Annotated in this window: 22 protein-coding genes and 2 pseudogenes; 5 read left to right on the forward strand and 19 right to left on the reverse strand. The window is 61.9% G+C overall.

What is annotated here, in order from left to right; all coding sequences use genetic code 11:
* Positions 1–255 precede the first annotated feature (255 nt).
* The 6 genes from AAFX91_RS22395 to AAFX91_RS22420 all read right to left on the reverse strand — a co-directional run bounded on the left by AAFX91_RS22395 (position 256) and on the right by AAFX91_RS22420 (position 5,118).
* Positions 256–1,455, reverse strand: coding sequence for a Fic family protein (locus AAFX91_RS22395; protein ID WP_130230487.1), 1,200 nt, complete (start codon positions 1,453–1,455; stop codon positions 256–258).
* A gap of 395 nt (positions 1,456–1,850) precedes the next feature.
* Positions 1,851–2,390 (reverse strand): S26 family signal peptidase, encoded by a 540-nt coding sequence (locus AAFX91_RS22400; protein ID WP_165421520.1) that lies wholly within the window; start codon positions 2,388–2,390, stop codon positions 1,851–1,853.
* Entirely contained in the window at positions 2,380–2,598 is a 219-nt protein-coding gene (locus AAFX91_RS22405; RefSeq protein ID WP_028168173.1) for a helix-turn-helix domain-containing protein, read from the reverse strand. Before AAFX91_RS22405 ends, AAFX91_RS22400 begins: the two co-directional genes overlap by 11 nt.
* Positions 2,599–2,887: 289 nt before the next feature.
* Positions 2,888–3,700: a DNA -binding domain-containing protein gene (locus tag AAFX91_RS22410; protein WP_394567932.1), complete on the reverse strand. Its 813-nt coding sequence runs from the start codon at positions 3,698–3,700 to the stop codon at positions 2,888–2,890.
* Positions 3,701–3,801: 101 nt separating this feature from the next.
* Positions 3,802–4,125 (reverse strand): DUF736 domain-containing protein, encoded by a 324-nt coding sequence (locus tag AAFX91_RS22415; protein WP_028168174.1) that lies wholly within the window; start codon positions 4,123–4,125, stop codon positions 3,802–3,804.
* A 750-nt stretch (positions 4,126–4,875) separates the two neighbouring features.
* Positions 4,876–5,118, reverse strand: coding sequence for a hypothetical protein (locus AAFX91_RS22420; protein ID WP_165421205.1), 243 nt, complete (start codon positions 5,116–5,118; stop codon positions 4,876–4,878).
* Positions 5,119–5,375: 257 nt separating this feature from the next.
* Here AAFX91_RS22420 and AAFX91_RS22425 point away from each other — a divergent pair, with 257 nt between their 5' ends.
* From AAFX91_RS22425 to AAFX91_RS22440, 4 genes are all read left to right on the forward strand, one after another.
* Complete coding sequence (locus AAFX91_RS22425; RefSeq protein WP_130230479.1) at positions 5,376–6,197, forward strand: helix-turn-helix domain-containing protein; 822 nt, start codon at positions 5,376–5,378, stop codon at positions 6,195–6,197.
* Between the two features lie 287 nt (positions 6,198–6,484).
* Positions 6,485–6,739, forward strand: coding sequence for a hypothetical protein (locus tag AAFX91_RS22430; RefSeq protein WP_394567922.1), 255 nt, complete (start codon positions 6,485–6,487; stop codon positions 6,737–6,739).
* Positions 6,714–7,178, forward strand: coding sequence for an O-methyltransferase (locus tag AAFX91_RS22435; protein ID WP_394567923.1), 465 nt, complete (start codon positions 6,714–6,716; stop codon positions 7,176–7,178). Before AAFX91_RS22430 ends, AAFX91_RS22435 begins: the two co-directional genes overlap by 26 nt.
* A gap of 131 nt (positions 7,179–7,309) precedes the next feature.
* Positions 7,310–7,978, forward strand: a complete 669-nt coding sequence (locus tag AAFX91_RS22440; protein WP_394567925.1) for a siderophore-interacting protein — start codon at positions 7,310–7,312, stop codon at positions 7,976–7,978.
* 340 nt (positions 7,979–8,318) lie between these two features.
* Here AAFX91_RS22440 and AAFX91_RS22445 read toward each other — a convergent pair whose 3' ends face one another.
* Positions 8,319–8,462 carry a hypothetical protein gene (locus tag AAFX91_RS22445; protein ID WP_165421587.1) on the reverse strand — a complete coding sequence of 48 codons (144 nt, stop codon included), beginning with the start codon at positions 8,460–8,462 and terminating at the stop codon, positions 8,319–8,321.
* A gap of 299 nt (positions 8,463–8,761) precedes the next feature.
* Between AAFX91_RS22445 and AAFX91_RS22450 the strand changes: the two genes are divergently transcribed.
* Positions 8,762–8,938 (forward strand): hypothetical protein, encoded by a 177-nt coding sequence (locus AAFX91_RS22450; protein ID WP_165421586.1) that lies wholly within the window; start codon positions 8,762–8,764, stop codon positions 8,936–8,938.
* 267 nt (positions 8,939–9,205) lie between these two features.
* Here the strand turns inward: AAFX91_RS22450 and AAFX91_RS22455 are convergent, their stop codons facing one another.
* The 12 genes and pseudogenes from AAFX91_RS22455 to AAFX91_RS22510 form a co-directional block, all read right to left on the reverse strand.
* Complete coding sequence (locus AAFX91_RS22455) at positions 9,206–10,177, reverse strand: ArdC family protein (RefSeq protein WP_394567926.1); 972 nt, start codon at positions 10,175–10,177, stop codon at positions 9,206–9,208.
* Between the two features lie 577 nt (positions 10,178–10,754).
* Complete coding sequence (locus AAFX91_RS22460) at positions 10,755–11,279, reverse strand: hypothetical protein (protein WP_130229736.1); 525 nt, start codon at positions 11,277–11,279, stop codon at positions 10,755–10,757.
* Between the two features lie 4 nt (positions 11,280–11,283).
* Complete coding sequence (locus AAFX91_RS22465; RefSeq protein ID WP_196237407.1) at positions 11,284–11,955, reverse strand: acyl-homoserine-lactone synthase; 672 nt, start codon at positions 11,953–11,955, stop codon at positions 11,284–11,286.
* A 192-nt stretch (positions 11,956–12,147) separates the two neighbouring features.
* Positions 12,148–12,876, reverse strand: coding sequence for an autoinducer binding domain-containing protein (locus AAFX91_RS22470; RefSeq protein WP_394567928.1), 729 nt, complete (start codon positions 12,874–12,876; stop codon positions 12,148–12,150).
* Between the two features lie 118 nt (positions 12,877–12,994).
* The gene (locus AAFX91_RS22475; RefSeq protein ID WP_130229738.1) at positions 12,995–13,846 is read right to left on the reverse strand and encodes an energy transducer TonB; all 852 of its coding nucleotides are present in this window, start codon (positions 13,844–13,846) and stop codon (positions 12,995–12,997) included.
* Positions 13,843–14,319 (reverse strand): TonB system transport protein ExbD, encoded by a 477-nt coding sequence (exbD, locus tag AAFX91_RS22480; RefSeq protein ID WP_028168183.1) that lies wholly within the window; start codon positions 14,317–14,319, stop codon positions 13,843–13,845. Before exbD ends, AAFX91_RS22475 begins: the two co-directional genes overlap by 4 nt.
* A gap of 5 nt (positions 14,320–14,324) precedes the next feature.
* Complete coding sequence (gene exbB / locus AAFX91_RS22485; protein WP_080664057.1) at positions 14,325–15,212, reverse strand: tonB-system energizer ExbB; 888 nt, start codon at positions 15,210–15,212, stop codon at positions 14,325–14,327.
* 167 nt (positions 15,213–15,379) lie between these two features.
* Positions 15,380–15,619, reverse strand: coding sequence for a hypothetical protein (locus tag AAFX91_RS22490; RefSeq protein WP_394567929.1), 240 nt, complete (start codon positions 15,617–15,619; stop codon positions 15,380–15,382).
* Positions 15,620–15,707: 88 nt separating this feature from the next.
* Positions 15,708–17,016 (reverse strand): annotated as a pseudogene (locus AAFX91_RS22495) (HlyD family type I secretion periplasmic adaptor subunit).
* Positions 17,009–18,818: pseudogene (locus tag AAFX91_RS22500) on the reverse strand (type I secretion system permease/ATPase). The pseudogenes AAFX91_RS22495 and AAFX91_RS22500 overlap by 8 nt, the downstream one beginning before the upstream one ends.
* A 23-nt stretch (positions 18,819–18,841) precedes the next feature.
* Positions 18,842–19,645, reverse strand: a complete 804-nt coding sequence (locus AAFX91_RS22505; RefSeq protein ID WP_394567930.1) for a hemolysin — start codon at positions 19,643–19,645, stop codon at positions 18,842–18,844.
* A 182-nt stretch (positions 19,646–19,827) separates the two neighbouring features.
* Positions 19,828–23,175, reverse strand: coding sequence for a TonB-dependent receptor domain-containing protein (locus AAFX91_RS22510; protein ID WP_394567931.1), 3,348 nt, complete (start codon positions 23,173–23,175; stop codon positions 19,828–19,830).
* Positions 23,176–23,224: the final 49 nt, after the last annotated feature.

The following is a 23,224-nucleotide window of genomic DNA, read 5'->3' on the forward strand; positions in this document are numbered from 1 at the left end:
GACAAAGCTCGCGCCAAACTCGGCCGCGCCTATCCAGCCACCCCCAAAGAGTCAAAATCACTGTGATAGACCACTAGCTGCCCACTGATTGCTTCACGCTGGATAACGGATCGATTTGTAGAGCATCGCTGCGCGGCGATACGGCGTTCCGCAACAGGCGACGGCACCTTCGTCCAAGTTGAGAGCGTGCAAGCTTGAGCGTAAAATCCGTTCCCGGAAATCGCCGCGTCGGCCTCGCGAAGCCGTCCGTGTCCTCTAGATCTCCGGAAACAGGCGTGGAAACAGCACGTCGAGCGCAGCAATCGGAAAGCGCAGCGACACCGGCCCCTTGGGCGTTTCGGACGCAAGAAGACCGGTCGCGACGACATCGTTGAAGACGCGCCGTGCCGTCCGTTCGGGCAGGCTGGTGATGCGCGGGACTTCGCCGCGCTCGAACTGTCCGCGTATGAGCGCTTCCTCCAGAAGACGGGCGGCTTCAGGCTTGAGCTTCTCGCTGCGGTCGACGAAACTCCGCAATCGCTGAGCCAACGTGTCGATCTCGAACAAGCCTGACATGAACGTCACCTGATCGAGGCACACGCGCAGGAACCAGAGAATGAATTCGCTCAAAGCGCGTTGCGAGAGGTTGCCACGGCCATCGAGATCGCCCTGCCGGGGCGTGTCGGCGTGGTCCATCATCCGCCTGTAATCGCCTGGGCCGGTAAGACCACGTGCCAGTCCGCGCGAGACCGACCACAGCCCACGGGCTCCGATGCCGGCCTGATGCGCCATGGCGTGGCTCATCAGGCGGCTGACACGACCATTGCCGTCCGCGAACGGATGAATGTAGTTGAAGCGATGATGCGCCGCTGGAATGGCGATGATCCGCGCCGCCTTGCCCAGGCGTTCGAAGCGATAACGCTCCGCGAAATATTCCATAAAGGCCGCGACACGCTCGCTGGAAGGTGGCTGATGCCGGCCGACCGCAACGTCGTGCTCGTTTCGCGACCGCCAGGTGCCGGGCTCCATCGTGAACTCGGTGCCATTGCCGCAGATCCGAAGCATTTCGGGGGAAGCGTCGCGATAGAATTCGCGATGGAGCCAGAGAATGAAATCGATCGAGGCCGGTTCAGGCAGGCGATTGTCGAGCGCCATGGAATCGATTTCGGACTGCACATGGACGTGGGCGGCCGCCTCGATCTGCAGATTGCGCCGCCCTTCGTCGTTGTCGAAATGACCGCCGATCGCGCGTTCGATATCCCGTGGCCGGGTGTTATGACCTTCGATCAGGTTGCTGTAGTAGGTGTTCATGATCCGCACGAGATCCGCCAGATGGGCCGCGGTCTGCGGATGGAGCGCGTAACCGAGCTTGGCGGTTGCCGCCGAAAGCTCCGCCACCACGTCCGAGATGGCTTCGGAAATCTCCTCCAGCCTAGCGGGCTCGATGCGTTCGACGGTTTCGAGACGTAGGTTCATGTCGGCCGATTTTATGTTATGCTAAGGCATTAAAAATGAATAATTTTCTTCTTGATGGCGGCCGCTTTGGCCGATCCTGTGGCCGATTTTAGCGAGAAGCTTGGAAGTCAATTTTGGCCGATCCATAGCTCATATAAGTAATTTAAACAACTGAAGAAAATCCTACCTGATGGCTATTTTGGCCGCTTACTTGGCCGATCCCGCGAGATCCCGCCGGCTGCCCGCCCGGGGCACCCGGCTCCTGCGGCACATGATGCCGCGCTCCGCGGTGACTGTTAGAGCATGATCCAAAAACGTGGAAACCGGTTTTCCCTCGCGACAAAAGCAAAGCGTTTGCGTGGGAAGATCATGCTCAAACAAAGAGGGATGACGATGCGAAGAAAAGTCACCCGGCTTTAGCCTGGTGGATTCCAGGTCCAGATCGGCCGCGCCACGCCGACAATATCGCACCTCAACACCGGCCCGAAATATCGCGAGTCGAACGAATGCGGGTGTGGCTGCAGCAGAAAGAACTCGCCCTCGACGAGCCTCAAGCACCCCTCCCAGGCCGGCAGCGGCCGCCCGTCGCGGTCCTTGTCGAGCACCTCGGCGATGACCTTTCCGTTGATGGCAATGGTGCCAATCGGGTCCTTGGCGCGGCAGACTTCGTCACCGCCGATAGCGGCGATCTGTTTCAGCAGCGGCACCGGCACAGGCAAGATTTTGTGCGCGATGATGAACAATTCGATCGCCGGCGGCGGCTTGAATACTGCGAGCTCACCGCGCTTCGGCAATCGTGGCTCCAGATAATAGAAGCCCAAGGGCGCGCTGCCCGAGGCGTTGTAGATCAGAAGCGGTACCGCGGGTGCGGACGACACCAGCATGGCAATGATGCCGGCGCACATGGTCGAGAGAACGCCGACCTGGCGCGCTAGTTGGGTGCGATCAATCGGCATTGGAGGTCGACCTCCGCTTGTTGGCCTGCGACCATTCAACGAGATCTTCGATGTGGTAGCGGACATAGCGTCCGTGCTTGCGGTAGGCGGGCCCTCGCCCCTGCACCCGCATCTTCTCCAGCGTGTTCTTGGTGAGCCTCAGCCAGGCGGCGGCCTCGACGGTATTGAGGAACGGCTTGTCCGGCACCTTTTCTTCATTCTTGGTCATTTCGACGCTCCCTATTCCATACCTCCCTGGGGTTGAGGTAGGAGAGGAAGCGTCGTCTGATTGTGAGCGGTTTTGGGAGTGGTGAAGATGAGAGGCGCCCGTTTCGCCATCCCGCGCGAGCCAAGCTCGTCAAGCGGGCGACGATCGGCGTGCGCAAGACCGGCATCCGACAACGGCCAGCCAAGTTCTAAAGTAGCTTCAGTTCTGATTGAATCAGAACCGAAGCCCTCGATTCCTGTTTTGATGCGTGTTCTTCACGCGAGCCGGTACCGACTTCGCTTGAAACGTTCTAATACAGCAGATCGCGATAGCCGCCCTTCATCATCTCGGTTCCCTTGGCGACAAGCCGGCGCGTGCGATCCTTGAGAAACTGACTGGGACCGAGCCATTCCTCGGCAACTTTTTTCTCTCCGAAGATCGTGATCGCGATCTGCCGGTAGGTCTTGCCGTTGAGGCTTTCATCGAGCGCGATCAGCGCGTGATGGAGGCGTTCATCGCCGCTTCCCGCCTGCCTTGGAACCGTTCTCACGTCAGCTTCAGTGAAGCGCTGCAATCGCTTCAAGAGCTCGGTCTGCGCCGCAAGGTCAGCAAGGTCGTGCAGTTCGAAGACCGGCGCAAAGGAGGCGGTCAGGACGGAGAGGCCGTGGATTTCGACGGCGACATAGGCACCGTTTCCCTTGATCAGCACGAGTGGAATGCCGTCCACGTTAATGACGGCCCTGCGTTCAACCTCGAAGCCGGCCAGTGAGAACCGGGCGGCGTCTGCATCTGACCTCGGCTTCCGTGCATCGAGGCGGACGATCCGTTTCAGCGCATGGGCGTGCCAGAACACCGGCACCTTGGGTGCATCCAGCCCCGGGTCGGCAAAGGCGGAGAGACCCCATTTTTCGGCGCGGGGAAAGCGTCGCGGTAGCCGCAAGACCTGCGTGCCGTCCTTCAAGGTAATGCAGGGCAGATGTCGCGGAACGGCGCTGCGCCATTCGCCGATGTAGTCGGGATTGCGGCGCAAGAACTCCCAGGCCCAGTCGCTGGCGTCGAAGCCTGTCGCGTCAAGAGACGCGGCGCGGGCGCCTTGGCGCGCTTGATTGCTGGCGTCGTTCAGAACCGCCCCCGGGACGCTGACGTCTTCTCGAGCCGATCGTTTCGATCAAATGGGGCGAGAGGACGGCCCCCGCGAGCAGTTGTCGCGGGGGCCGTTTGGCGTCAGTCCGCCGGGTTCCAGATCAGGGCGAACACGCTGTCGTCATCCTGGCCGGCGGCGCGGCCGAGATTGGCGTAGAGCTTGCGCGGACCGAACTCGGGCGCGGCGAGCGACAGGCTCACATAGTCCCTGCCGCTGTTCTCGCCCCGGCGGATCCAGCCCGCGCCGATCTCGACGCCCTGGGTCACGACGCGGAAGTCGGGATGGGTATCGGCGGTCTTGTCCCGGTTCGGGATGATGTCGATGTCGGCGCGGATGGAGACGGTCCGGAGCTGGCCCTTGTAGCTGCCGTTGTCGTTCTTGGTGACGTATCCGATGGCGGTCATGGTCTTGTCCTCATCTGTTGTTCGCGAGGAGCCGATCCCCTCGCGATGGCGAGACCGTGATGGCGGGCGCAACGCCTTCGAACCCGCATCCACGCGGGGCAGAGCGAATGCGGAGCACCCGAGCCGGCAGCTTTTTTGAGAGCGAAGCGGCCGCGAGGAGCCGGAACTGTTCCGGCGGGGAAAAAAGCCGACGGCGAGGGTTTTGAAGAGGCGGGGCGCTTGCCATAGGTCTGTTTGCCACGCGCAGGGAGATCGGACCCGCAGTCAACGGATAAGGACAAGGCCCTGCCCGATCGGGCCGTCGCAGCGCGACATGCGGCGAGCAAGACCAGCACAGGACCGTTTCCATCCGCGCCGACATCGACCTCATCCCGAACCGGACGACAGCGAAAAGCCCTTCCGGTTTTGCGGAGAAGGCTGCGTGACGTCAGCGCAAGGCCTGTTCGCAGCCGTGAGAACGGCGGCAGGGACAATGTGAGCCTGTCGCCCAAAGCGCCCGTGTCGGCCTCCGCACGCGCCCTGCCGATTTCGTGGGGCGCTGCATCGGGTGACGACAATGTTTCGTCCTGATCTAAAATCCCGCGGACTGACGCCATCACCGCGGTGACGACTGCTTGGCGGGGCCATTCTGTCGCCCTGACGCATGATCTTTTCATGCGGGACGACTCCACGCCATTCACGCGGCGCGATGAGGGCCTCCCGATATCAAGCCGGCAAATTCGATGCTATGCTTTCTTCATGCAGGCCGATTCACGGGGCCCGCGCCTTGATGATTTTCTTTGAACGATTGATGGAAGGCCCCATGGCCAAGAAAGCGAAAAAGGCGAAGAAGACCACCGCGAAAAAAGCCAAGAAGAAAAAGAAGTAGTTCGTTCGCCGACGGGCCCGACGGCCTGTTCGCGCTACGCGTCGGCGTCCGGTGGAATCCGCTGTGACCACCATCTTGATCGCCTGGTCAAACGGGTCGCGCCGACGGCGGGGACCGACCGACATTCAATATTTGCCGTGAATGTGTCGGCGGTGGAGAGCCGCCGGCTAGACATGATCCGATGAGATGGAATCGGACCATGATCTCATCTCTCTGTTTAAGCATGATCTTCCCACGCAAACGCTTTGCGTTTCTCGCAGGGAAAACCGGTTTCCACTTTTCCGGATCATGCTCCAAAGCGAGCCTCCCCTGTTGATAGTCGCAATCGCGGACTGATATTGTCTGATCTGGTCAGTCGCATTCGGATCGATCTTCAACTGCCATGCCGTTCTATCGTCCCGAGGCAAACGATCTCGGCTCCGCCGATGCCGCCGGTTTCTCTCCCGAGGAGGTGCCACGCGCCGTCGTCGCCGTCGGCGTCGACATGGTCACCAAGGGCATGGAGATGGCCATTCACGCGCATCGGAAGGCCCAGCTTGTCCTGACCTTGCGGGGCGTCGTCAGGTGCGAAGCCGACCAAAGCGTCTGGATCGTGCCGCCGCGCTGTGCGGTATGGATTCCCGGCAATCTTCCCCACAGCGTGACCCTCGCCGGAAATGTCGAGGTATATCTTCTGTTCGTCGAACCGGATGCGGCCTCGCCGCTGCCCAGGCAATGCTGCACGCTGTCGATCTCGCCATTGCTGGAGCGTTTGCTGATGCACGTCACCGAGATGCCGGTCCTGTACGATGTCGACGGCGCCGACGGCCGGATCGCCACGGTGCTGCTCGACCAACTGTCTGTAGCGCCCGTCGAGAAGCTGAACTTCCCGATGCCGGTCGACGCCAAGCTGCGCAAGATCGCCGCCGCGATGATGGCCGATCCCTCCGACCGCGCAACGTTAGACGAGTGGGGCCGGCGCATGGCCGTTGCCCCGCGGACCCTGACCCGCGCCCTGAAACGCGAGACCGGCATGAGCTTCGGCCGCTGGCGCCAGCAGCTCCATATCCTCATTGCCCTGCAGCGTTTAGACCAAGGGGCGTCGGTCCAGACCGTGGCGCTCGATCTCGGCTATGAGGGCGCGAGCGCCTTCGTCACCATGTTCCGCAAGGCCCTGGGCAAGCCGCCCGCCCGCTATCTGTCGGAACGCCGCATCGCCGCGTGATCTCCGTCGTATCGCGCGAAGCCCCATGCGCGCACTGACCGGAAATCGCAATATATTGTCCCGTTTGCGGAATGCGGTCAGGCGGGCGATCTCCTATCCTGCCTCTGAGCACTGACACCCCTGGCGCGCCGGGGGGCGCATTCTAGAGCATGATCCGGAAACGTGGAAACCGGTTGTCCCTCGCGACCAAAGCAAGGCGTTTGCGTGGGAAGATCGTGTGCAAAACAAAGAGATGAGATCGTGATCGGATTCCATCCAATCGGATCATGACCGAAGGAGCCCGATACATGGATTCACTCAGCAGCGGCCCGGTCGCGGAGGTTCTTAAACGCCTGCATGGGGAAGCGGAAGCGGCCGATGCACCGTTGATGCAAACCTACGCGAGCGAGATGACCAATGCCGAGCAGGTGATCAGCCAGGTCATCGAGGCTGAGACCAAGGGATCTGGCGGGACTGTATCACGGTTTCGCCGGCAATTTCCTCAGCGTCTCCCCGGAATTCGGGCGGTTTCTCTACATGTGCGCCCGCAGCTGCAAGGCTAGGCGCATTGTCGAGTTCGGCTCGTCGATGGGGGTTTCCGCCATCTACATGGCGGCAGCGCTGCGCGACATGGGCGGCGGCCGTCTGATCGGGACCGATCTCGAACCCAGCAAGGCGGAGCGCGCGTGGGCGAACCTCGCTGCCGCCGGGCTGGACGACCTGGTCGAGTTTCGGGTCGGCGATGCGCGCGAAACCCTCAAGCCCGGCGTCGGCGGCGACATCGACATGGTGATGCTCGACGGCGCCTTCATCCTCTATCTTCCCATTCTCAAGCTGCTGGAGCCGCATCTGAAGCCCGGCGCGATCATCATCGGCGAGAACGCGTTCTCGGAAGCCTCAGGCTATATCGACTACGTGCGCGATCCGCAGAACGGTTATCTCTCGCTGCCGCTGCCTGTCGATCCCGGGCGCGGCAATGAATTCACGGTGAAGACGAAGTGATCCGCTCGGGGCTGCGACCTCGACATGTCGGTGAATGGAGCGAATTTTTGATGCAACCCGTTCGCAGGCAAATTTCTACGCCGCCGCTCGCGCCCCCGGGCCGACTCACGCGGACGCTGCTGCGATGGCTGATGCGTCCTGCGCGCGTTGCCGCAGTCGAGACGCTCTCGCCGCAGTTTCGGCTGGCCGAGCTGGAAGGCGAAGCGCTCAGGAACGTCGCCTGGACGGCTGGCCAAAAGGTCCAGGTGGCGATCGGCTCGGGCCTCAGCGCGCGGACCTACACACCGATGTCGTGGGACGCCGGCAACGGCAGGATACGCATGCTCACCTTCGCGCATAGCGACGGTCCCGGCAGCCGATGGGCAAGGGACTTGAGCGCAGGCGACACCTGCCAGTTCTTCGGTCCGCGCCGCTCGCTCGATCTATCGGGCCTTGAATCGCCGGTGGTCCTGTTCGGCGATGAAACCTCGTTCGGCCTGGCGGCGGCGCTCCGCGAGTGCCCGCAGGCCGCCGGTGCAATCCATGTGCTCGAGGTCTCGGACGTCGCGGAGTCGCGGCCGGTGCTGGAGGCGATCGGCCTCGGCCAAGCGACGTTGATCGAGCGCCTCGCCGACGACGCCCATCTCGCAGCGGCGGAAGCCGAGATGTTGCGCCTTGCCGCACGCGGCGCGCATTTCGTTCTTACCGGCAAGGCATCGTCGATCCAGCGCGTAAGCCGGGCCCTGAAAGCAGCCGGCCTCGCATCATCGCGGGTGAAGACCAAGGCCTATTGGGCGCAGGGCAAGACCGGGTTGGACTAGATCATGATCCGATTGGACGGAAGCGGATCATGATCTCATCTCCTTGTTTGAGCATGACCTTTTCGGAAAACCGGTTTCCACTTTCCGGATCATCCTCTAGCCATCCTGTGCCAGTGGAGCGCCGTGCGCTCCGGCTGTTGAATTTGCCTGCGTTGGTGATCCAGGCCCGACGCGGATGGAAACGGTGCTTCCGTGAGCTCTGGAGCATTTTCGGTTCTGATTGAATCAGAACCGAAGCTCTCGATTCCTGTTTTGACGCGTTTTCTGCGCAGATAAGTCTACGCAATCTGCGTAAACGTGATTGCCATGCGAACCGGTGTCCACCTCGCTTGAAAACGCTCTAGCGCAGCCCGTGCATGATGGACGTCGTCAGCAGCACGGCGGTCGACGCCAGCGCCGACAGGCCGACGATGGCCTGAGCGAGGCAGATGCGCCTGAGCGTTGTTGCTTGCGGGTCCGGAAACACCCTGAACGGGCTCGCCATCTCAGGCTCCATAATGCGGTGCACGCGCTTGCTTTTTGCGAGCTATAGAGCGAGTCGCGCCGATCGCGATCCACTAAATTTGCAGCCTGCCAGGTTGACTCGTCCGCGACTCGGCAACGGAAAAATTCGGCTCCGGATCAGGCCGCCGCGCCCGAATCGGGCAGCACAAGCTCAAGTAAACAAAGCATTAATGGCTTTGCATGCGCCGGCACTTTTCCGTGTCGTGTCCGGGATCAAATGGCTGATCGGAAACGCATGCATCGCGGCGCGGAGCTTTCGGCACAAGGGCGTTCCTCGCCATGCAGATGATCGCGGATGATCGTGTTCAGCGTGTTGGCGGGCTCGATAGATTTGCACCCGCATCGGGCGGCGCCGCATCATCTGCCTCTTTCATCACGCCACCGAACGAGGTCGACGTGCTGATGATCGTCATGGGCATCTTCCTGGTGGCCGCCGTGCTCTGGTTCGGACGTTGACCGGCGCTCTGATGAGCTCGCTGAGGGCAATGTTGCGCAGTCGAGGTTCGCTCTCCCTTTGTGGTGCGGGTGGGCCCAGTTGGTTGCGTGCGGCCGTGTCGACGAGGTCCGAGGTCGAGAGGCTTTGTGATCGGCGAGATGGCCTGTGGTCGCGCCGGCGGCGCCAGCCGCAAGCCGCAGCCAGAGGCGGGGAATTCCCGGCGGGCATCAGCTCGCCGGCTTGCGTGATTTGCCTTTGGGCTTGCGCCGGTCTCGCCGATAGACCCATCACGACGCGTCATCACCTTGGGCTGCTTGCGCGGCGGAGCCGCCCGCGCCGAACGCCAGCAGGAAGTCGGCGGCTTTGGAGGCTTTGCTCGCGGCGCGGAAGACGGCGCGGCTGTCCTCGCGAAGGACGTTTAGCCAGGCGCCGAGATAGTCGGCATGCCGCACGGTCGGCTTGATCGACAGCGCAGCCCAGACGAAGGCAGCCGTCAGTTCTGCGACCAGCTCTTCATTGGCATAGAGCCTTGACCCGAACGCGCCGGACAGATCACGGTTGAGGCGGCTGGCATGGCCGGTCCAATGGCCGAGCTCATGAAACAGCGTCCGGTAATAGTTGATCTGCTCGAAGAAGGCGGGCTGCGGTGGAATCTGGACGCTGTCATTTGCGCGATCGTAGAAGGCTTTGGCGCCGCCGATGTGGATCGTGGCGCGGGTTGCCGCCGCCAGCGCCTCGGCCTGCGGCACGATCTCGCGATCCGGCAGCGCGGGTGTGTGCGCAAAGCAGTGGTCGGGCAGGCCGTCGCATTGGTCGACGTTGAAAACCGTATAGCGGCGCAGGAACGGAACGGCGGCCTGTTCCTCGTCCGCTTCCGTGCTCTCGGATCTTGCCTGCTCGGCCGCTCGCCGGTTCCGCTTCGGGACAAAGCGGTCGGCGTAGCAAACGGTGACGCCGTGCTGGCCTTTGCGGACGCTTCCGCCGAGCGTTGTTGCCTGGCGAAAGGTGAGCCAGCGCTGGCAGGTAAAGCCGGCTTCGAACAGCCTGCCCCACAGGATCAGGATATTGATGCCGGAGTACGTCGTGCCTGTCGCGGCGTTTCGCGGCAGCGCGAACGCCTGGCTGCCGCCACCGGTGCCCCACGGCCGCGCCCATGGGAAGACGCCCGCCTCAAGCTCGGCGATGATCCGAGAGGTGATTTCTTGATAGAGGCTTTGTTTCGTCGTTGTGGCACGGCGTTGCGCTGACGTTTTGGACATGACGATCTCCGCTCGCTCCTCTTCCACGCCCGGCCCCCGGAAGGCGGGGTGGGCGGCGAAGAGCGACCGGACAGCCCCGAACAGCAGAGGCAGGCAGCACCGGAACGGCCGGAGCGGATGCGGAGGACCGCGGCCAACGCAAATGATCGTCATGAGCGGCTTTGGCGGGGCGTGGTTGCGGCCTGCCGGTTCGGGGCTATACGGGAGCGCCGCCCACCCCGCCGCCGCGGGCCAGATCAAAATGTGCCGGCCGCCGGCGGCCGGCTCCATCAGGTCTGCTTGTTCGCCGTGGCCGGCGCATCCACGACGCGCTTGACCATCCGATTGGACGGAATCGGATCGATCCGATCTGTTTGTTTGAGGTGACCTTCCGATGCAAACGCTTTGCGTTTGTCGCGACCGGTTTCCACTTCTCAAGATTGTGCTTTTGACACCCTTTTTTCACAAAGGCGCGTGCGGCCAATGAGGATCGCAGTGCGGCGGCTGCGCCAGGGATTGAAGCCGAAGGCCGAGACCGCAAGACGGGCTCGGTTCACGAGAGCCCGGCCCGCAAGCGGGAGCTTGCGGGAGGCGCCTGCTACGAAAGCAAGCCTTGAATTTTTCGGCTCACGGCCGGATCGTCCAGCGACACCGCCCATTCCAACAAGGCCTGCCGGATTGTGGTCGCGACGATTCCATGGTGGGCGAGCCGATCGAGAACCAGCGCACGGTCGGCTTCCAGGCGCGCCACCGCCAGGTCTGCGAGCAGCCGGATATCGTAACCCTGTCGTGCCCCCTCCAGCGCCGCAATGAGGACCTCTTCCTCCAGAAATCCTCCGCCCAGGAAAATGACACTGACATCGGCGCGGGCAAGACGCTCTGCAAATCGATGATCTCGCCACAAAGTCAGAGCGTCCAGATCAACATGCTCAAGTGAAGCGGTGATCTGATCCGGAAGCGCGTCCCGTTCATACGCGCCGACCGCGAACTGAGGCACGGCAAAGAACTCGTGACAGACCGGAAGCAGGAACAGACTTCCGCTGCGCAGCGCGGCAAGCGCATCCGTTCTGCCACGCGTCGGGTTCAACAGAACAATGCAGCTATGGTGAGGATCGGCCAACATCGGTTCATCCTGTTTGAGCCGTGAACTCGAGACTGACCAGGCCGGCCGTCGCCCCTGCACCGGGAAGCACAACAACGGCACCGTCAAGACCGGCGTGATGGTACATCGCCTCAAGCACCCGATCGGAATCGTGCAGCAGTCCGGCCAGCGCGGTGGTTTGACCAAGTACCTGCGGCGGAGCCAATCTTTCAAGCGGCCACCCGGCGCGCCTGAGGATGCGCTCCATCCTGGTGTCAGTGACGGTTACGATTGACCGAGCGCCCCTTGCTCGCATGGTCTCCAACATCGCAGCGAACAGGGCGAAGGTCGCTCGATTGACACCCGCATGGCCGATCTGAGGCGCACGCTCGGTGTCGACGCAGAATCTCGAGCTCTCCAGGACGTGCTCGCTTCGTGGTGCGTCCTTGCAACCGAGCAAGACCGCAAAGGTATCCGACAGCATGTTCGGACCGGTGGTGGGCAGCAGCCGCACACAGCCCAAGACCGTCCCCTGCTCCGAGATAGCCAGAAGATACGTCGGATCCAGGGTGTCATATATGTCGATTTCAAAATCTCCCGACACGGAGACGGTCCAGCCAAGACGATCCTTGAAGACGCGGCGGCGCAGCCGAAACATCTCGGCAAGCAAATGGAGATGCTGTCCGGCCTGACGATGATCGAGAACAATGACGCGCATGGCGAGCTCCCTTTAAGCGAGAGCGCAGCAGAGCAGAACGCGCGCCGTCGAGCGCCTGTGCTATTTGACAGGTCACCTGCCAAGGTCAGGAAGCTTGAGCAACCGTTAGCAAGCAAGCAGAAGCGTTTCCAGACGAAGTGAATACGCTTTTTTTGAGCTGAGCCGTATCCGGAAAGGTCGGCGCCCGCGGCGCTAGGACAGAAGGCCGCGACGGAGCGCCAGTGCGACACAATGCGCAATCGATACCGCGCCGAGCTTGCGCCGGGCGTTCTCCACGTGAAACGCGATGGTGCGAGGCGTAACGCCAACCAGGACTGCGGTCTCGGCCAACGTCTTGCCGCGCGCGGCCCATGACAGACACTGCCGCTCCCGCTGGCTGAGAATGGCCTCACCGCTGCCGGCGTCGTCTGTTGCGACTGGCGGCTTGGAAACATGGGTGTGGAAGTAGAGGCCGATCAGTTGCAGGATGTCGCCTGAGCTAGCGAGCAACCGGTCGAGCTGCAAGTTAGGATCGTCGGTTGCCAAGGTGAATGCGGCGGTTCGCCCGAAACCGCTTCTGATCGGGATGGTGATGCCGGACTTGATGCCGAAGGTCGCGGCCTCGACGAAGAACCGTCGCTGCTCGTTGCTGCGCAGGCGGATTGGTCCCTGCGTGGTCCAGCCGAACAGGCTGTGTTTATGGCGGGCGCGGTGAATGACCGGATCAAGGCGCTGATAGTTCAGACGGAAGTAACGGTCGGTCCAGGATCTCGGATAAGAGGAGATCAACTTCGGCGCGTTCTCGGTCATGCTCAAATACGCAAACCATCGAAAGCCGAGGCCGTGCGCCGACCGTGCTGCCAACCGTTCGAATTCGCGATCATCCCTCGCCGTTTGCAGGGCGTCGATAAACTCTTGAAACAGGTGTTCGGGCCGGCTCATGTTTGAATCCACCGTCCAGAACGGTGTTCCTTGCTTTCACGCCCTCCTTTCGCCAGGGCGGGGTTCGAGCGAAAATCAGGACAGTAGCTTTGTCGATCCTCTGGCGCCTTGAAGCGCGCTAATTGACGTTGAAGTTCACCGGCACGGTGATCGTCCGGCTGACGCCCGGCGGTGGCGCCGGAACGGGCGAGGCCCGGTGCACCAGCGCCACCACCTCCTGATCGAGTTCTGCGAATCCGGACGATCGCACCAGGCTTGCCGACAGCACCTTGCCGGCGCCGTCGATCGTGAAGCGCACATAGGCGATCCCGCGCGCGCCGCGCTCTCTTGCGTCCGACGGATAGCGCTTGCGGCGCTCAAGATGAGCCATCAGCAGCGACTGCCAATTGGCGGGCGACATTGACGACAGTCCCGAGGCGGTCTGCGCGGCGGCAATGCGGTCCGATTGCCGAGCCTCCACGTGCGCCTGCCAGGCGACCTTCGATTCGGCAGCGGCTTGCTGCTTGCGAAGAGGCGGCTTGTTCTCCTTCGGTTTTTGCTTCTTGGTTTCCTGCTTCGGCTTCGGCTTCGGCTGCTCCGTCGGAAGCTGGACCTCCGCTTTATCCAGCACGACGGTCTTCTCCTTGATCTCCTGGTGTTCGGCCGGCTGGACCGGCCTGGTGGCCGGTTCGGCCGTCTGCTCAGGCGGCCGTTCTTCGCCTCTCTGCTCCTTCCGCCGCACGCTTTCTTCTGCCAATTTCTGGTCCGGCGTGATCTCGTTCCGCGCAGCCTGGATTGCTTCCGGCGCGGCCGCGAGCTCGATCATGATCGCGGCCGGCGGTGAATTGTCTGCAGCCACGACCACCTTCCCGCGCAGCAGCCAGGCCACGGCTCCGGCATGGACGCCGACCGTAACGAGGCCCGCAGCCAGCCACAGCAGGGCTTCGCTCACCTTGGCCCGGCGCGTGATCGAGCCATTGAAGTCGTTCATGGCGCAGCCACCGCAGGTGATGGGCGGGCCTCATCGGGTTCGCTCTTGCTTGCTGACGCCGCTTCGAGGCCGACCAGCGCGACCTTCAGATAGCTCGCCTCGCGCAGCAGGTTCATCACCTCCATGAGATGTTGATAGTCGACGGTCCTGCCAGCGCGCAGGAAGACGCGCGCATCCTTGTTGCCTCCAGTGAACGATTCGATCGCCGCTTGCAGTCTCTCCCGTGGCACCGGGTCGTTGCCGAGATTGAGCGTGAGGTCCTGCTTCAACGTCAGGTAAACCGGCTTGTCGGGAGGCGGCGCCGGCGGCGCGGTCGAGGCCGGCAGATCGACATGAACATCGACGGTCGCGAGCGGCGCCGCGACCATGAAGATGATCAAGAGCACCAGCATCACGTCGATGAACGGCGTGACGTTGATCTCATGGTTGTCCTCGAGATCGTCCTTGAAGCGATCGCGGATGCCGCCGGCCATAACGCCTACTCCGCGGCCACGGCGGAGGTCGAAGGCTGGCGGGGGCCGGGCATCTTGCGCAAGTCCAGATCGAGGCTGACGAGCCGTTCGACCTCGGCGGCCGCATCGGCGAGACCCTGCCGATAGCCGGTGACCGCGCGCGCGAACACATTATAGATGACCACCGCCGGAACAGCGGCGACGAGACCGACGGCGGTCGTGAGCAGCGCCTCGGCGATGCCGGGCGCCACCACCGCGAGATTGGTGGTCTGCGTCTGCGAGATGCCGATGAAGGCGTTCATGATCCCCCATACCGTGCCGAACAGGCCGACGAAGGGCGCGGTTGCACCAATGGTGGCGACCAGCCCGGTGCCGCGGGTCAGCCGGCGGCCAGCCTGGGCCTCGATGCGGGCGAGACGCGACGCGACGCGCTCCTTCACGCCGGCGTCCCCGGCGTGAAGGAGGATCCGGGACGACCGACGCAGTTCCTCGCCGGCGGACCGCACCATGAACACGGTGGGCCCACCCCGGTTTGCAAGAACGCGATCAGCGTCTGCAAGGCTCTCCGATGACGCAATGACCTGAGTTGTCCGCGTCGCTCTAGCGCGGGCACAGACAACCTCGACAGTCTTGGCGAGAGCCACAGTCCAGGTCGCGAGCGAGGCGAAGGCAAGGCCGATCATCACCGCCTTCACCACCCAGTCGGCCGCCATGAACATGCCCCAGGGCGACAAATCATGCGGCAGGCCGGCCCGGCGCTCCGAATCCGGGCCACGTGATGCCACGGAACGGTCGCTTGGCGTGGTCTCGGCGGGAGACGGCTTGACCGTCTTCATCGACTCTGCCGACGGCGCAGCAATGCTGGTGTCGGGCGGCGCGGCCGGCTGTTGGGCCATCCCGCAGGACATTGCCATGGTCAACACGACGAGCAGCAGCAACGGCGTGATCGTCCATTCTCGCCTCGGCAATAGTATCGTGCCACGTCCTTCCAATCGTCCATCAATCGATGCCCGTAACGCGGGTCGTTGGCCCATTCGCATCCTCGCCGCGATCGCGCTTTGGTTGTGCGCCATCGACCCGCTCACGAGGCGATGCGCGCCACCGGTCGGCTCCGCACTGAAACGATCCGTCCCCGTTGGCTGGCAATCCGCCCATTCTCGTCAGGACGAAAGCTCCGGAGGATGCGTCTGTCGAACAGCGCAACGATGGCCCGCATGGTCCGACGACATTGTCCTTCGGATAGAAATGCGAAGACCGTGCAAGTGTTCACGAACATCAAGAACAAGGCGCTGAACACCAGTTCAGAAAGTGTTGTCGTCATGACTCACCCCAGCGCTTCGTTGCGGCTTTTAGGCGTTTGGCGCGGCGCGTTGCAGGAGGCTTTTCGATTTCGATCGTGGCCATCCTTGCTATTCTTCCCTGAAGGCACGGTTGATCTGATCCGAAAGCGGTTTCACAAGATAGGAAAGCGCGGTGCGTTCGCCGGTCTGGATGAAGGCCTCGGCGGGCATTCCCGGAACGAGCTTCCGTTCGCCAATACGAGCGAACTGTTCCGGCGGAACGGCGATCCTGATGACATAGAAGGACGTACCCGTGCGCTGGTCCTGCGTGAGGTCCGCCGCGACACGGCTCACTGTCCCGTCGAGCTCCGGCGTCGTGCGCAGGTTGAAGGCGGTCAGGCGCAGGATTGCATCCTGCCCGAGATGGACGTCGTGGATGTCCTTTGGCGAGATATGCGCCTCCAGCGTCAGGCGGTCTTCGTCGGGAACGATCTCCATCACTGTTTCACGTGGAGCGATGACCCCGCCGACAGTGTGAACCGACAGGTTGTGCACCCAGCCATCCTGGGGCGAGATCATGTCGATGCGCCGCAACTGATCCTCAGCGGCAATCCTGCGTTCGGAAAATTCACCAATCTGCGCCTGCGTATCGCGCAGGTCGCCGGTGACCTCGGTCTTCAAGTCTTGATCGACCTGCAAACTCTGCAATCTTGCTTCGGCGATACTGCCCGCCGCCTGCGCCTGCCCCGCGACGACCTGGCCGCGATAAGCGTCGAGTGTCGCCTTGTCACGTTCCAGTTCATTAAGCCGCTGGACGGACGTGACGCCTTTTGCCAGCAGGTCGCGCAGATCCACCAACTCCCGCTCGCGAACTCGTATTCCATGCTCAAATGCTTCCTGCTGGTCTTTCAGACCGGAAATTTGGTGCTCGTACTCCTTGATACGCTCCCCAAGCTGGGCCTTCTTGCTAATCCGCGTGTCGTGCCGTGACCGAAACAGATTCTGTTCGCTCTGCATCGCGCGCCACTTCGCGGTCGTTCGCATGCTCCGTGAGAAGGGGCGGAAACGTGATCGTGTCCTTGTCGTCGCGCTCGGCCTCAAGCCGAGCCTCGCGGGCGGCCAGTTCGTTGAGGCGCTTGCTGACGATGGCCAGGTTTGCACGAACCTGGGTGGCGTCGAGGCGGATCAGCACATCGCCTGCTTTGACCAGCTGACCCTCGCGAACCAACAATTCGCCGACCACACCACCGGTCGGATGTTGGACCATTTTCACATAGGACTCGACGACGAAGGTGCCGTCGGCGACCACGGCGCCAGCCAATTCTGTCGCCGCCGACCATCCGCCGATGCACGCGGTGAATGCAAGCACAGCGAAAACACCGAAAATGAGGTGGTGCCGGATGGAGCGGACCACGGCGTCAGCATCGGCGTTAGACATCGCCTTCCTCTGTTGGGACCGGAGACGTGTCGTCGGGCGCCGCTACGACTCGAAGCGGTCCGAGCGAATGTGTCCCCCTCTGATCAGCGGGTGAGCTTTTCAACCCAGGCTGGACAGAAGTCGGCCTCATCATCCGCGGCAGGATCTCATCGCGCGGGCCGAAAGCTCTTGCGCGACCGTTTTCCATCATCAGAACAAGATCGACAATGCCGAGCACACTCGGCCGGTGTGCGACGACGATTGCTATTCCTTTGCGCGCACGCACGGCGGCAATCGCCTGAATGACAGTGCCCTCGCCTTCGGTGTCGAGATTGGAATTTGGCTCATCGAGAACCACGAGGAACGGATCGCCATAAAGCGCCCGTGCGAGACCAATGCGTTGACGCTGTCCCGCAGAAAGGGCCGATCCCCCCTCGCCGATTGGCGTGTCATATCCGTTGTCGAAACGAAGAATGAGGTCATGGACGCCAGCCGCCTTCGCCGCCTTCACGACATGGTCGGGATCCGCACAGGGATCGAGACGCGCGATGTTCTCGGCGATTGTCCCGTCGAACAGCTCGACATCCTGCGGCAGGTAGCCGATGTGGCGGCCAAGACTTTCGTTGTCCCATTGCTCGAGCGAGGCGCCGTCAAGGCGCACCGTGCCATGGGCGGGATGCCAGACCCCGACGAGAACGCGGGTCAGGGTCGATTTGCCACTGCCGCTGGGACCGATGATACCGAGCGCGCTGCCGGCGTGAATACCGAAATTGACCTCGACGACCGTTGGTTTTCTATGGCCCGGCGCCACGATGCCGACCCTCTCAGCGGTGAGATTCGCCTTCGGCTTCGGCAGCGGGGTCATGTTTGCTTGAGGTGCGACGAACGACAAGAGATCCCGCAGGCGCGCCCAACTTTGCCGAGCGATCAAAAGGGACCGCCACGTGGCGACCGCGAGATCGACAGGCGCGAGGGCGCGCCCCAAGATGACGGAACTGGCGACCATGACGCCGCCCGTGGCACTTTGTTGAGTGACGAGATACCCACCGACGCCAAGGACCGCCGATTGCAACATGATCCGAAACCCGCGCGGTGCCGCCGAGCGCGTTGCCAACGTCTCCCGCCCTTCTGTTCGCGGCCAGATACTTCCTGTTGACCGCGATCCATCGGTCTGCACTTCGTTCACCGAGCCCTAATGCACGGATTACCTCCGCATTGCGGCGCGACCCGTCCAGGATCGCGTTGCGTTCCATGCCGTATTTGATCGTCTCCCGGACCGGAGCCGACGACAACTTGTGGGTGAGGATGGTCAGGGCCGTCAGAATGGCGGCCCCCGCCAGCGCGGTGAGGCCGATCCATACGTGGAGGCCGAAGCAGATGGCCAGATAGAGCGGCGCCCATGGCAGATCGAAAAAGGCGGCCGGCCCCTGGCCGGACAGAAAGCTGCGAATGTTGTCGAGGTCGCGCAGGGCCTGGAGACCATCCCCCGGTGCGCGTGTCTGCAAAGCAAGCCGCACAACTGCCTCATGGACACGGCGGGAAAGCTCATGATCGAAAAATTCACCGGCGCGCAGCAGCACGCGCGACCGAATGATTTCGAGAAGCAATTGAAAACCATAGGCGATCATCGCCAGCACGGAGAACCCCAGCAGGGTCGGAATGCTGCGGCTTGCCAGCACGCGGTCGTAAACCTGGAGCATGAAAAGCGGTGCGGTCAGGCCGAGGATGTTGATGACCCCGCTGACCAGCGCCAGCGCGACGGCGCCTTGTTTGAAACGGGAAACAGCCGCCGCAGCCAACGGCTGCGGCGGTGTCCGCTTCATTGTTCGTGGCGCTCGTGGTGCCATCAGACGAAGGCGAAGTCGGACGCGGACAGGCTCGAGACGCCGTCGACCGTGACCGTGCTGTGCAGGCTCGCGTTGGTCGGATCGGTGTAGGTGATGGTGTTACCTGCGACGTTCACATGGCTGTCGCTGATGAACTGGCTGTAGTCGGACCAGCCATAGTTCTTGAAATCGATGAGATCGTTGCCCTGAACGAAGTCACTGATCGTGTCGTTTCCGAAACCGTGGCTGGAATCGTAGAGGCTATGATCCCACTTGAACGTGTCGAAGTCCGAGCTTCCGCCGTTTCCGGAGAGCGCGTCGTTTCCATAGAAGCTGTACAGGTAGTCGTCGCCGGAGGTGCCGTTCTGGGTGGTGCCCGTCTCGCCGAGATAATCGACCAGCCCGGCAAAGGGCTGACCGAACTCGGTTTGGCCATAAACACTGCCGCCATGGGAGAGCACATAGATTGCCTGATTGAACGTCGTATCCGGGCTCGTGCCGCCGGAGCCGCCGAGTTCGATCGAAAGTTCGGGCGTGGTCAATCCGAAACCAGAACTGCTGCTGCCAGTAAGACCGTGGCCAAAGTCGAGTTCGGTGATGGTGCCGCTGAATCCGCCGGGAGGCGAGTAGGTGAATCCCGAGCCATGCAGGATCACACCCGAGTCGCCCGAAACCCCGCTATTGCCCGCCGCCCATTCCGAGTAGGGTGAGGAGGTCGGATAGAAAGCACCGTTGTCATTGTAGTTGAAGTCGTTTTCCCAGGCACCGGTAAGATATCCCAAAAGATCGCTGCTGGCCGATGTAAGGTTGATGGTCGAAGTCATCTTTACCTCTTCTCTTGCTCAAATGTTCGTCCTGCTGACGAACCTCGGACCCCACGTCGAGAGGTGGGGAAACTTGGGCTCTAGCGATGCAGTCGCCGTCACGGCCGGCGCGGAATAGACATCGGCCTCGGACTTGTCGTAACGCGCGTCGATCTCGCGGTGAAAGTGCCGCCCCCCTTGAATTAGAAGCGATAGTTCACGCCGATCTTGATTGCATGAAGATCAAGATCGTTTTCCGCCTTGCGGCCGTTTGTGGTCTGGGATGAGCCAGGAACTGTGACTGTCTGGGTGCGATAGAGGCGACATCCGCCGCCGCGGGAAGGAGGAAAGTAAACTGCGCAGATTTGGGTCTGCACCGCGTACGGCAGCGTCACGCCGGCGGTCGCATTTGGGAAGAGGAAGTCCTCATTTCCGAAATGATCGTAAGAATACTCTCCTTTAAGAGACCAGTTATTGGTCAGCGCATATTCGAATCCCCCGCCGAACGTCCATCCGCTACGTGTCACTGAGACCTCTTCGCGCAAGTTGAGTTGAGTGCTAGGCACGCTTCCACTGACGGCCCGATACTGACTGCGCACTTCGCTTTCGTTCAGGAACGTCCGACCGCCCATCGCATAAACAAGCACGCGATCGAAAGCGTAGCCGACGCGGGCGCGCAGCGACGCCGTCCAGTCGAACTGGTAGTCGGTCTTGGCCTGCAGGAAGCTGCCTGTCGTGAGCTTGGGGGCTTCCGTTGCAATGGCGTCCTGCGTCTTCCGGAACTTGGTCCAGGAATAATCTCCCTCGATACCGATCACCACGCGGTTCGAGAACTGATAATTGAACCCGCCCTGCAAGCCTCTCGTCAGATCGCGGAAGCTCAGGTCAGCCGACTCCGTCGCCGGGATAGCTCCGGGCGTTCCATCGCCGGCCGTCGTGACTCCCTTGGTGCGGGCCAGGCCGTAACCGAGGTGGCCGCCGAGATAAAGACCGGTCCAGTCGCTCCCCGGAGCGCCGTCCGAGGCATTTCCGAGTCTCGCGTTAGGAAGATGACGAACGAGAGGCGTCGTTTCGTTCAGCGTCGTCGTGTAGCTGATCCGGGCGGTTCGGCCCGGCGACGGGACGGCGATCGAGGTCAGCGCGCCGAAGTAATATTGGTCCGTTAGATTCTCGATGCTGAAATTGATCGTCGAGTCGTCATCGATCTTGTAGATGCCGAAGAGGTCATACACCTGATATGAGGGCCAAGTGAATGTATCGCCGCTGGTTGGCGGCCAGACGCTGCCCGAGCGGGCCGATGAGAACTGGACCCGTCCGCCCAACGTCAGCTTCTGATCGAACAACCGGATGCCGGCCGTCACGCTGCCGGCATAATTCGGCGGGACATAATTCGCAGCGTAATCGTTTTTCAGTGCGCCTGTCGGGCTCGCCAAATCGAACTGTGACGTCGGCGGCGCGCAGCTTCCTGCTGTCTCGCAATATTCAACCTTGGTGTATTTGGTGAAGGCGCCCTCGAGGAAAAACGCGCCCGAGTCATAGTTGCCGGATATTTCGAAGCCGCGGAAGTTGGCGCCGTTGATATTGTACCATACGTATTTATGGTCCGCGTCGGATCCGGTCGATCCACTCCCGGTCTGGTAGCGGACGATATAGTCATCATAGTGATTGTCGAAATAGGCGAGCTTGACGCGAAGCTTGTCGCCGGATTGGAGAACGTTGTTACGCAGGATATTCAGGCCGGCTTCGTAATCCTTGGCGATCTCGGGCTGCAAATCCGGATTATTCCAGAGCAGTCCCTGATAATGCCAGTGCGTTTCACGGAGGCTCGGAGGGCGGTAGCCTTCCTTGTACTGGCCGTAGAACTGGATTCCCTCCATGGGCGATATAACGACAGCGGCATTGGGACTAACACGCCCGCCGGACCGATCAGGAAACTTGGTGAGGTATCCTTCGCCGCTGGAATTGTAATGGTCATAGCGCAGCCCTGCGGAGAGCGTCAGCCAGTCGATCGGCCTGAGGCTTGCGTTGCTGAATGTCCCCGTCATCAGTCGCACGCCCGAAGGGCCGTAGGTTTCCCAGCCCTCCGACCCCGACACCGAACTCGGAAACTGCTCGGCCGTAGCGCGCTCACGCGTGAATTCAACGCCGTTGTCCCAGGTGAGCTGACCGAGCGGCGTGGTGAACACGGAGGTGTTGCCGACATCTCCGCCGAGCGTAGTGTCGCCGTAGGGACCAGGAAGCACGCCATGGCGTTGCGCCGCAAGATCGGTCAGCCAGAGGTTGGCCCGCATTTTCACATACGGACTGTCCGACGGCTCATACTTATATTTGGCCGTGTAAGTATCGACACGGGTCTCGGACAGCGGGAATTGTCCGTAGGGTAAAATTCCCGACACTATCGCAGCCTGATAGCTCAGCTCATCAATCTCACCGTAATGGGAGTTGTAGGAGAGATAGCCGAGTTCAAGCGACTGGCCGTCGCCCCACTTCACCTTTCCTTTTGCAAGAAACGAATCCGTGTTTTCGGAGGTGTTGAAGACCTCCTGGCCAGGCTTTACGAGCGAATTGGCATTTGCGGTCGTCGTAACCGCGTTTGCAGGACGGAATGTGATTCCATCAGGGACTTTTGTTCCGGCGAAGTAGTTGCCTTGCACGTGCTTGGAATAGGCGACAATGAATTCGTAGTTCTCCTTGATCGCAGCGACGGCCGCACTGCCCGAATATGTGTCGCCGTTGAAAAAGGATGGCCGGCCATTGGCCGCCGTATTGACAGCGTTGTTCGACAAGAAACTTGGCGCCTGCTCCGCTACCCCGTTGGTGGCGAGGCTGCCTCTCATGCGCGTACCAAATGTCTGGCCGTCCTTGACGATGTCGCCTGCGTCGAGGGTGCGGAAATTGACGGTGCCACCGATGCTCCCACCACCCACTCCGCTGCCCGGTCCCTTGGAAATGTCGACACCGCCGATCAGATCGGGATCGACATAGGTCTCGTCGCGGTTGCCGATATAGCCCCGATAGGAGCTCGTGTTCTGGCGCGCACCGTCAATCGTCGTGCCCACGCGGCCCATGCCTTGCAGGCCCCGGATATTGGGATTGATCGACGTGCCGACATGATTGCCCGCCGAGATTACGCCGGGCGTATCGATGAACACGTCGCCGGCCGACGCCGGCGGCAGCCGATCGAGTTGCTCGCGCGAGACGTGCGAAACCGATCCGGGGGTCTCATAGGGCGTGTCTCCGTTCGTCGTAGAACGATTGGCGGTCACATTGATGGGATCGAGAACAAGAGAACCGTCGGCCGCCGGCCGGCCGGCAGCGTCTGATGCGTCGGCTGAGGGTCGCCCGCCAACGACGGCCGTTCCTTGCGAGGTGATGCGGTAGCTGACGCCGGTTCCGCGCAGAAGCCGCTCGAGCGCCTGCTGCGGCGTGAAGCTACCGACAACGGAGTTGGATCGCACACCCTGCGACGCTTCGGAGGGAAATGCGACCTGAAGTCCGGACTGGCGGCCGAACTGGCTGAGCGCTGTTCGCCGTCGAGACCTTTGAGACAAATTGAAGGATTTTGCGGAGGGAGGATTTCTGGTTCATCGTAGCCACCAG

Origin of the sequence: Bradyrhizobium sp. 31Argb, assembly GCF_043638955.1 — a bacterium.
Classification (GTDB): Bacteria; Pseudomonadota; Alphaproteobacteria; order Rhizobiales; family Xanthobacteraceae; genus Bradyrhizobium.

What these genes read in the sequence shown, in the direction of transcription:
- AAFX91_RS22395 (WP_130230487.1), bottom strand. Translation starts at nt 1,455, where the DNA reads ATGAACCTACGTCTCGAAACCGTCGAACGCATCGAGCCCGCTAGGCTG.
- AAFX91_RS22400 (WP_165421520.1), bottom strand. Translation starts at nt 2,390, where the DNA reads ATGCCGATTGATCGCACCCAACTAGCGCGCCAGGTCGGCGTTCTCTCG.
- AAFX91_RS22405 (WP_028168173.1), bottom strand. Translation starts at nt 2,598, where the DNA reads ATGACCAAGAATGAAGAAAAGGTGCCGGACAAGCCGTTCCTCAATACC.
- AAFX91_RS22415 (WP_028168174.1), bottom strand. Translation starts at nt 4,125, where the DNA reads ATGACCGCCATCGGATACGTCACCAAGAACGACAACGGCAGCTACAAG.
- AAFX91_RS22420 (WP_165421205.1), bottom strand. Translation starts at nt 5,118, where the DNA reads ATGTCGGTCGGTCCCCGCCGTCGGCGCGACCCGTTTGACCAGGCGATC.
- AAFX91_RS22425 (WP_130230479.1), top strand. Translation starts at nt 5,376, where the DNA reads ATGCCGTTCTATCGTCCCGAGGCAAACGATCTCGGCTCCGCCGATGCC.
- AAFX91_RS22430 (WP_394567922.1), top strand. Translation starts at nt 6,485, where the DNA reads ATGGATTCACTCAGCAGCGGCCCGGTCGCGGAGGTTCTTAAACGCCTG.
- AAFX91_RS22435 (WP_394567923.1), top strand. Translation starts at nt 6,714, where the DNA reads ATGTGCGCCCGCAGCTGCAAGGCTAGGCGCATTGTCGAGTTCGGCTCG.
- AAFX91_RS22440 (WP_394567925.1), top strand. Translation starts at nt 7,310, where the DNA reads ATGCGTCCTGCGCGCGTTGCCGCAGTCGAGACGCTCTCGCCGCAGTTT.
- AAFX91_RS22445 (WP_165421587.1), bottom strand. Translation starts at nt 8,462, where the DNA reads ATGGCGAGCCCGTTCAGGGTGTTTCCGGACCCGCAAGCAACAACGCTC.
- AAFX91_RS22450 (WP_165421586.1), top strand. Translation starts at nt 8,762, where the DNA reads ATGCAGATGATCGCGGATGATCGTGTTCAGCGTGTTGGCGGGCTCGAT.
- AAFX91_RS22455 (WP_394567926.1), bottom strand. Translation starts at nt 10,177, where the DNA reads ATGTCCAAAACGTCAGCGCAACGCCGTGCCACAACGACGAAACAAAGC.
- AAFX91_RS22460 (WP_130229736.1), bottom strand. Translation starts at nt 11,279, where the DNA reads ATGTTGGCCGATCCTCACCATAGCTGCATTGTTCTGTTGAACCCGACG.
- AAFX91_RS22465 (WP_196237407.1), bottom strand. Translation starts at nt 11,955, where the DNA reads ATGCGCGTCATTGTTCTCGATCATCGTCAGGCCGGACAGCATCTCCAT.
- AAFX91_RS22470 (WP_394567928.1), bottom strand. Translation starts at nt 12,876, where the DNA reads ATGAGCCGGCCCGAACACCTGTTTCAAGAGTTTATCGACGCCCTGCAA.
- AAFX91_RS22475 (WP_130229738.1), bottom strand. Translation starts at nt 13,846, where the DNA reads ATGAACGACTTCAATGGCTCGATCACGCGCCGGGCCAAGGTGAGCGAA.
- exbD (WP_028168183.1), bottom strand. Translation starts at nt 14,319, where the DNA reads ATGGCCGGCGGCATCCGCGATCGCTTCAAGGACGATCTCGAGGACAAC.
- exbB (WP_080664057.1), bottom strand. Translation starts at nt 15,212, where the DNA reads ATGGCAATGTCCTGCGGGATGGCCCAACAGCCGGCCGCGCCGCCCGAC.
- AAFX91_RS22490 (WP_394567929.1), bottom strand. Translation starts at nt 15,619, where the DNA reads ATGACGACAACACTTTCTGAACTGGTGTTCAGCGCCTTGTTCTTGATG.
- AAFX91_RS22505 (WP_394567930.1), bottom strand. Translation starts at nt 19,645, where the DNA reads ATGACTTCGACCATCAACCTTACATCGGCCAGCAGCGATCTTTTGGGA.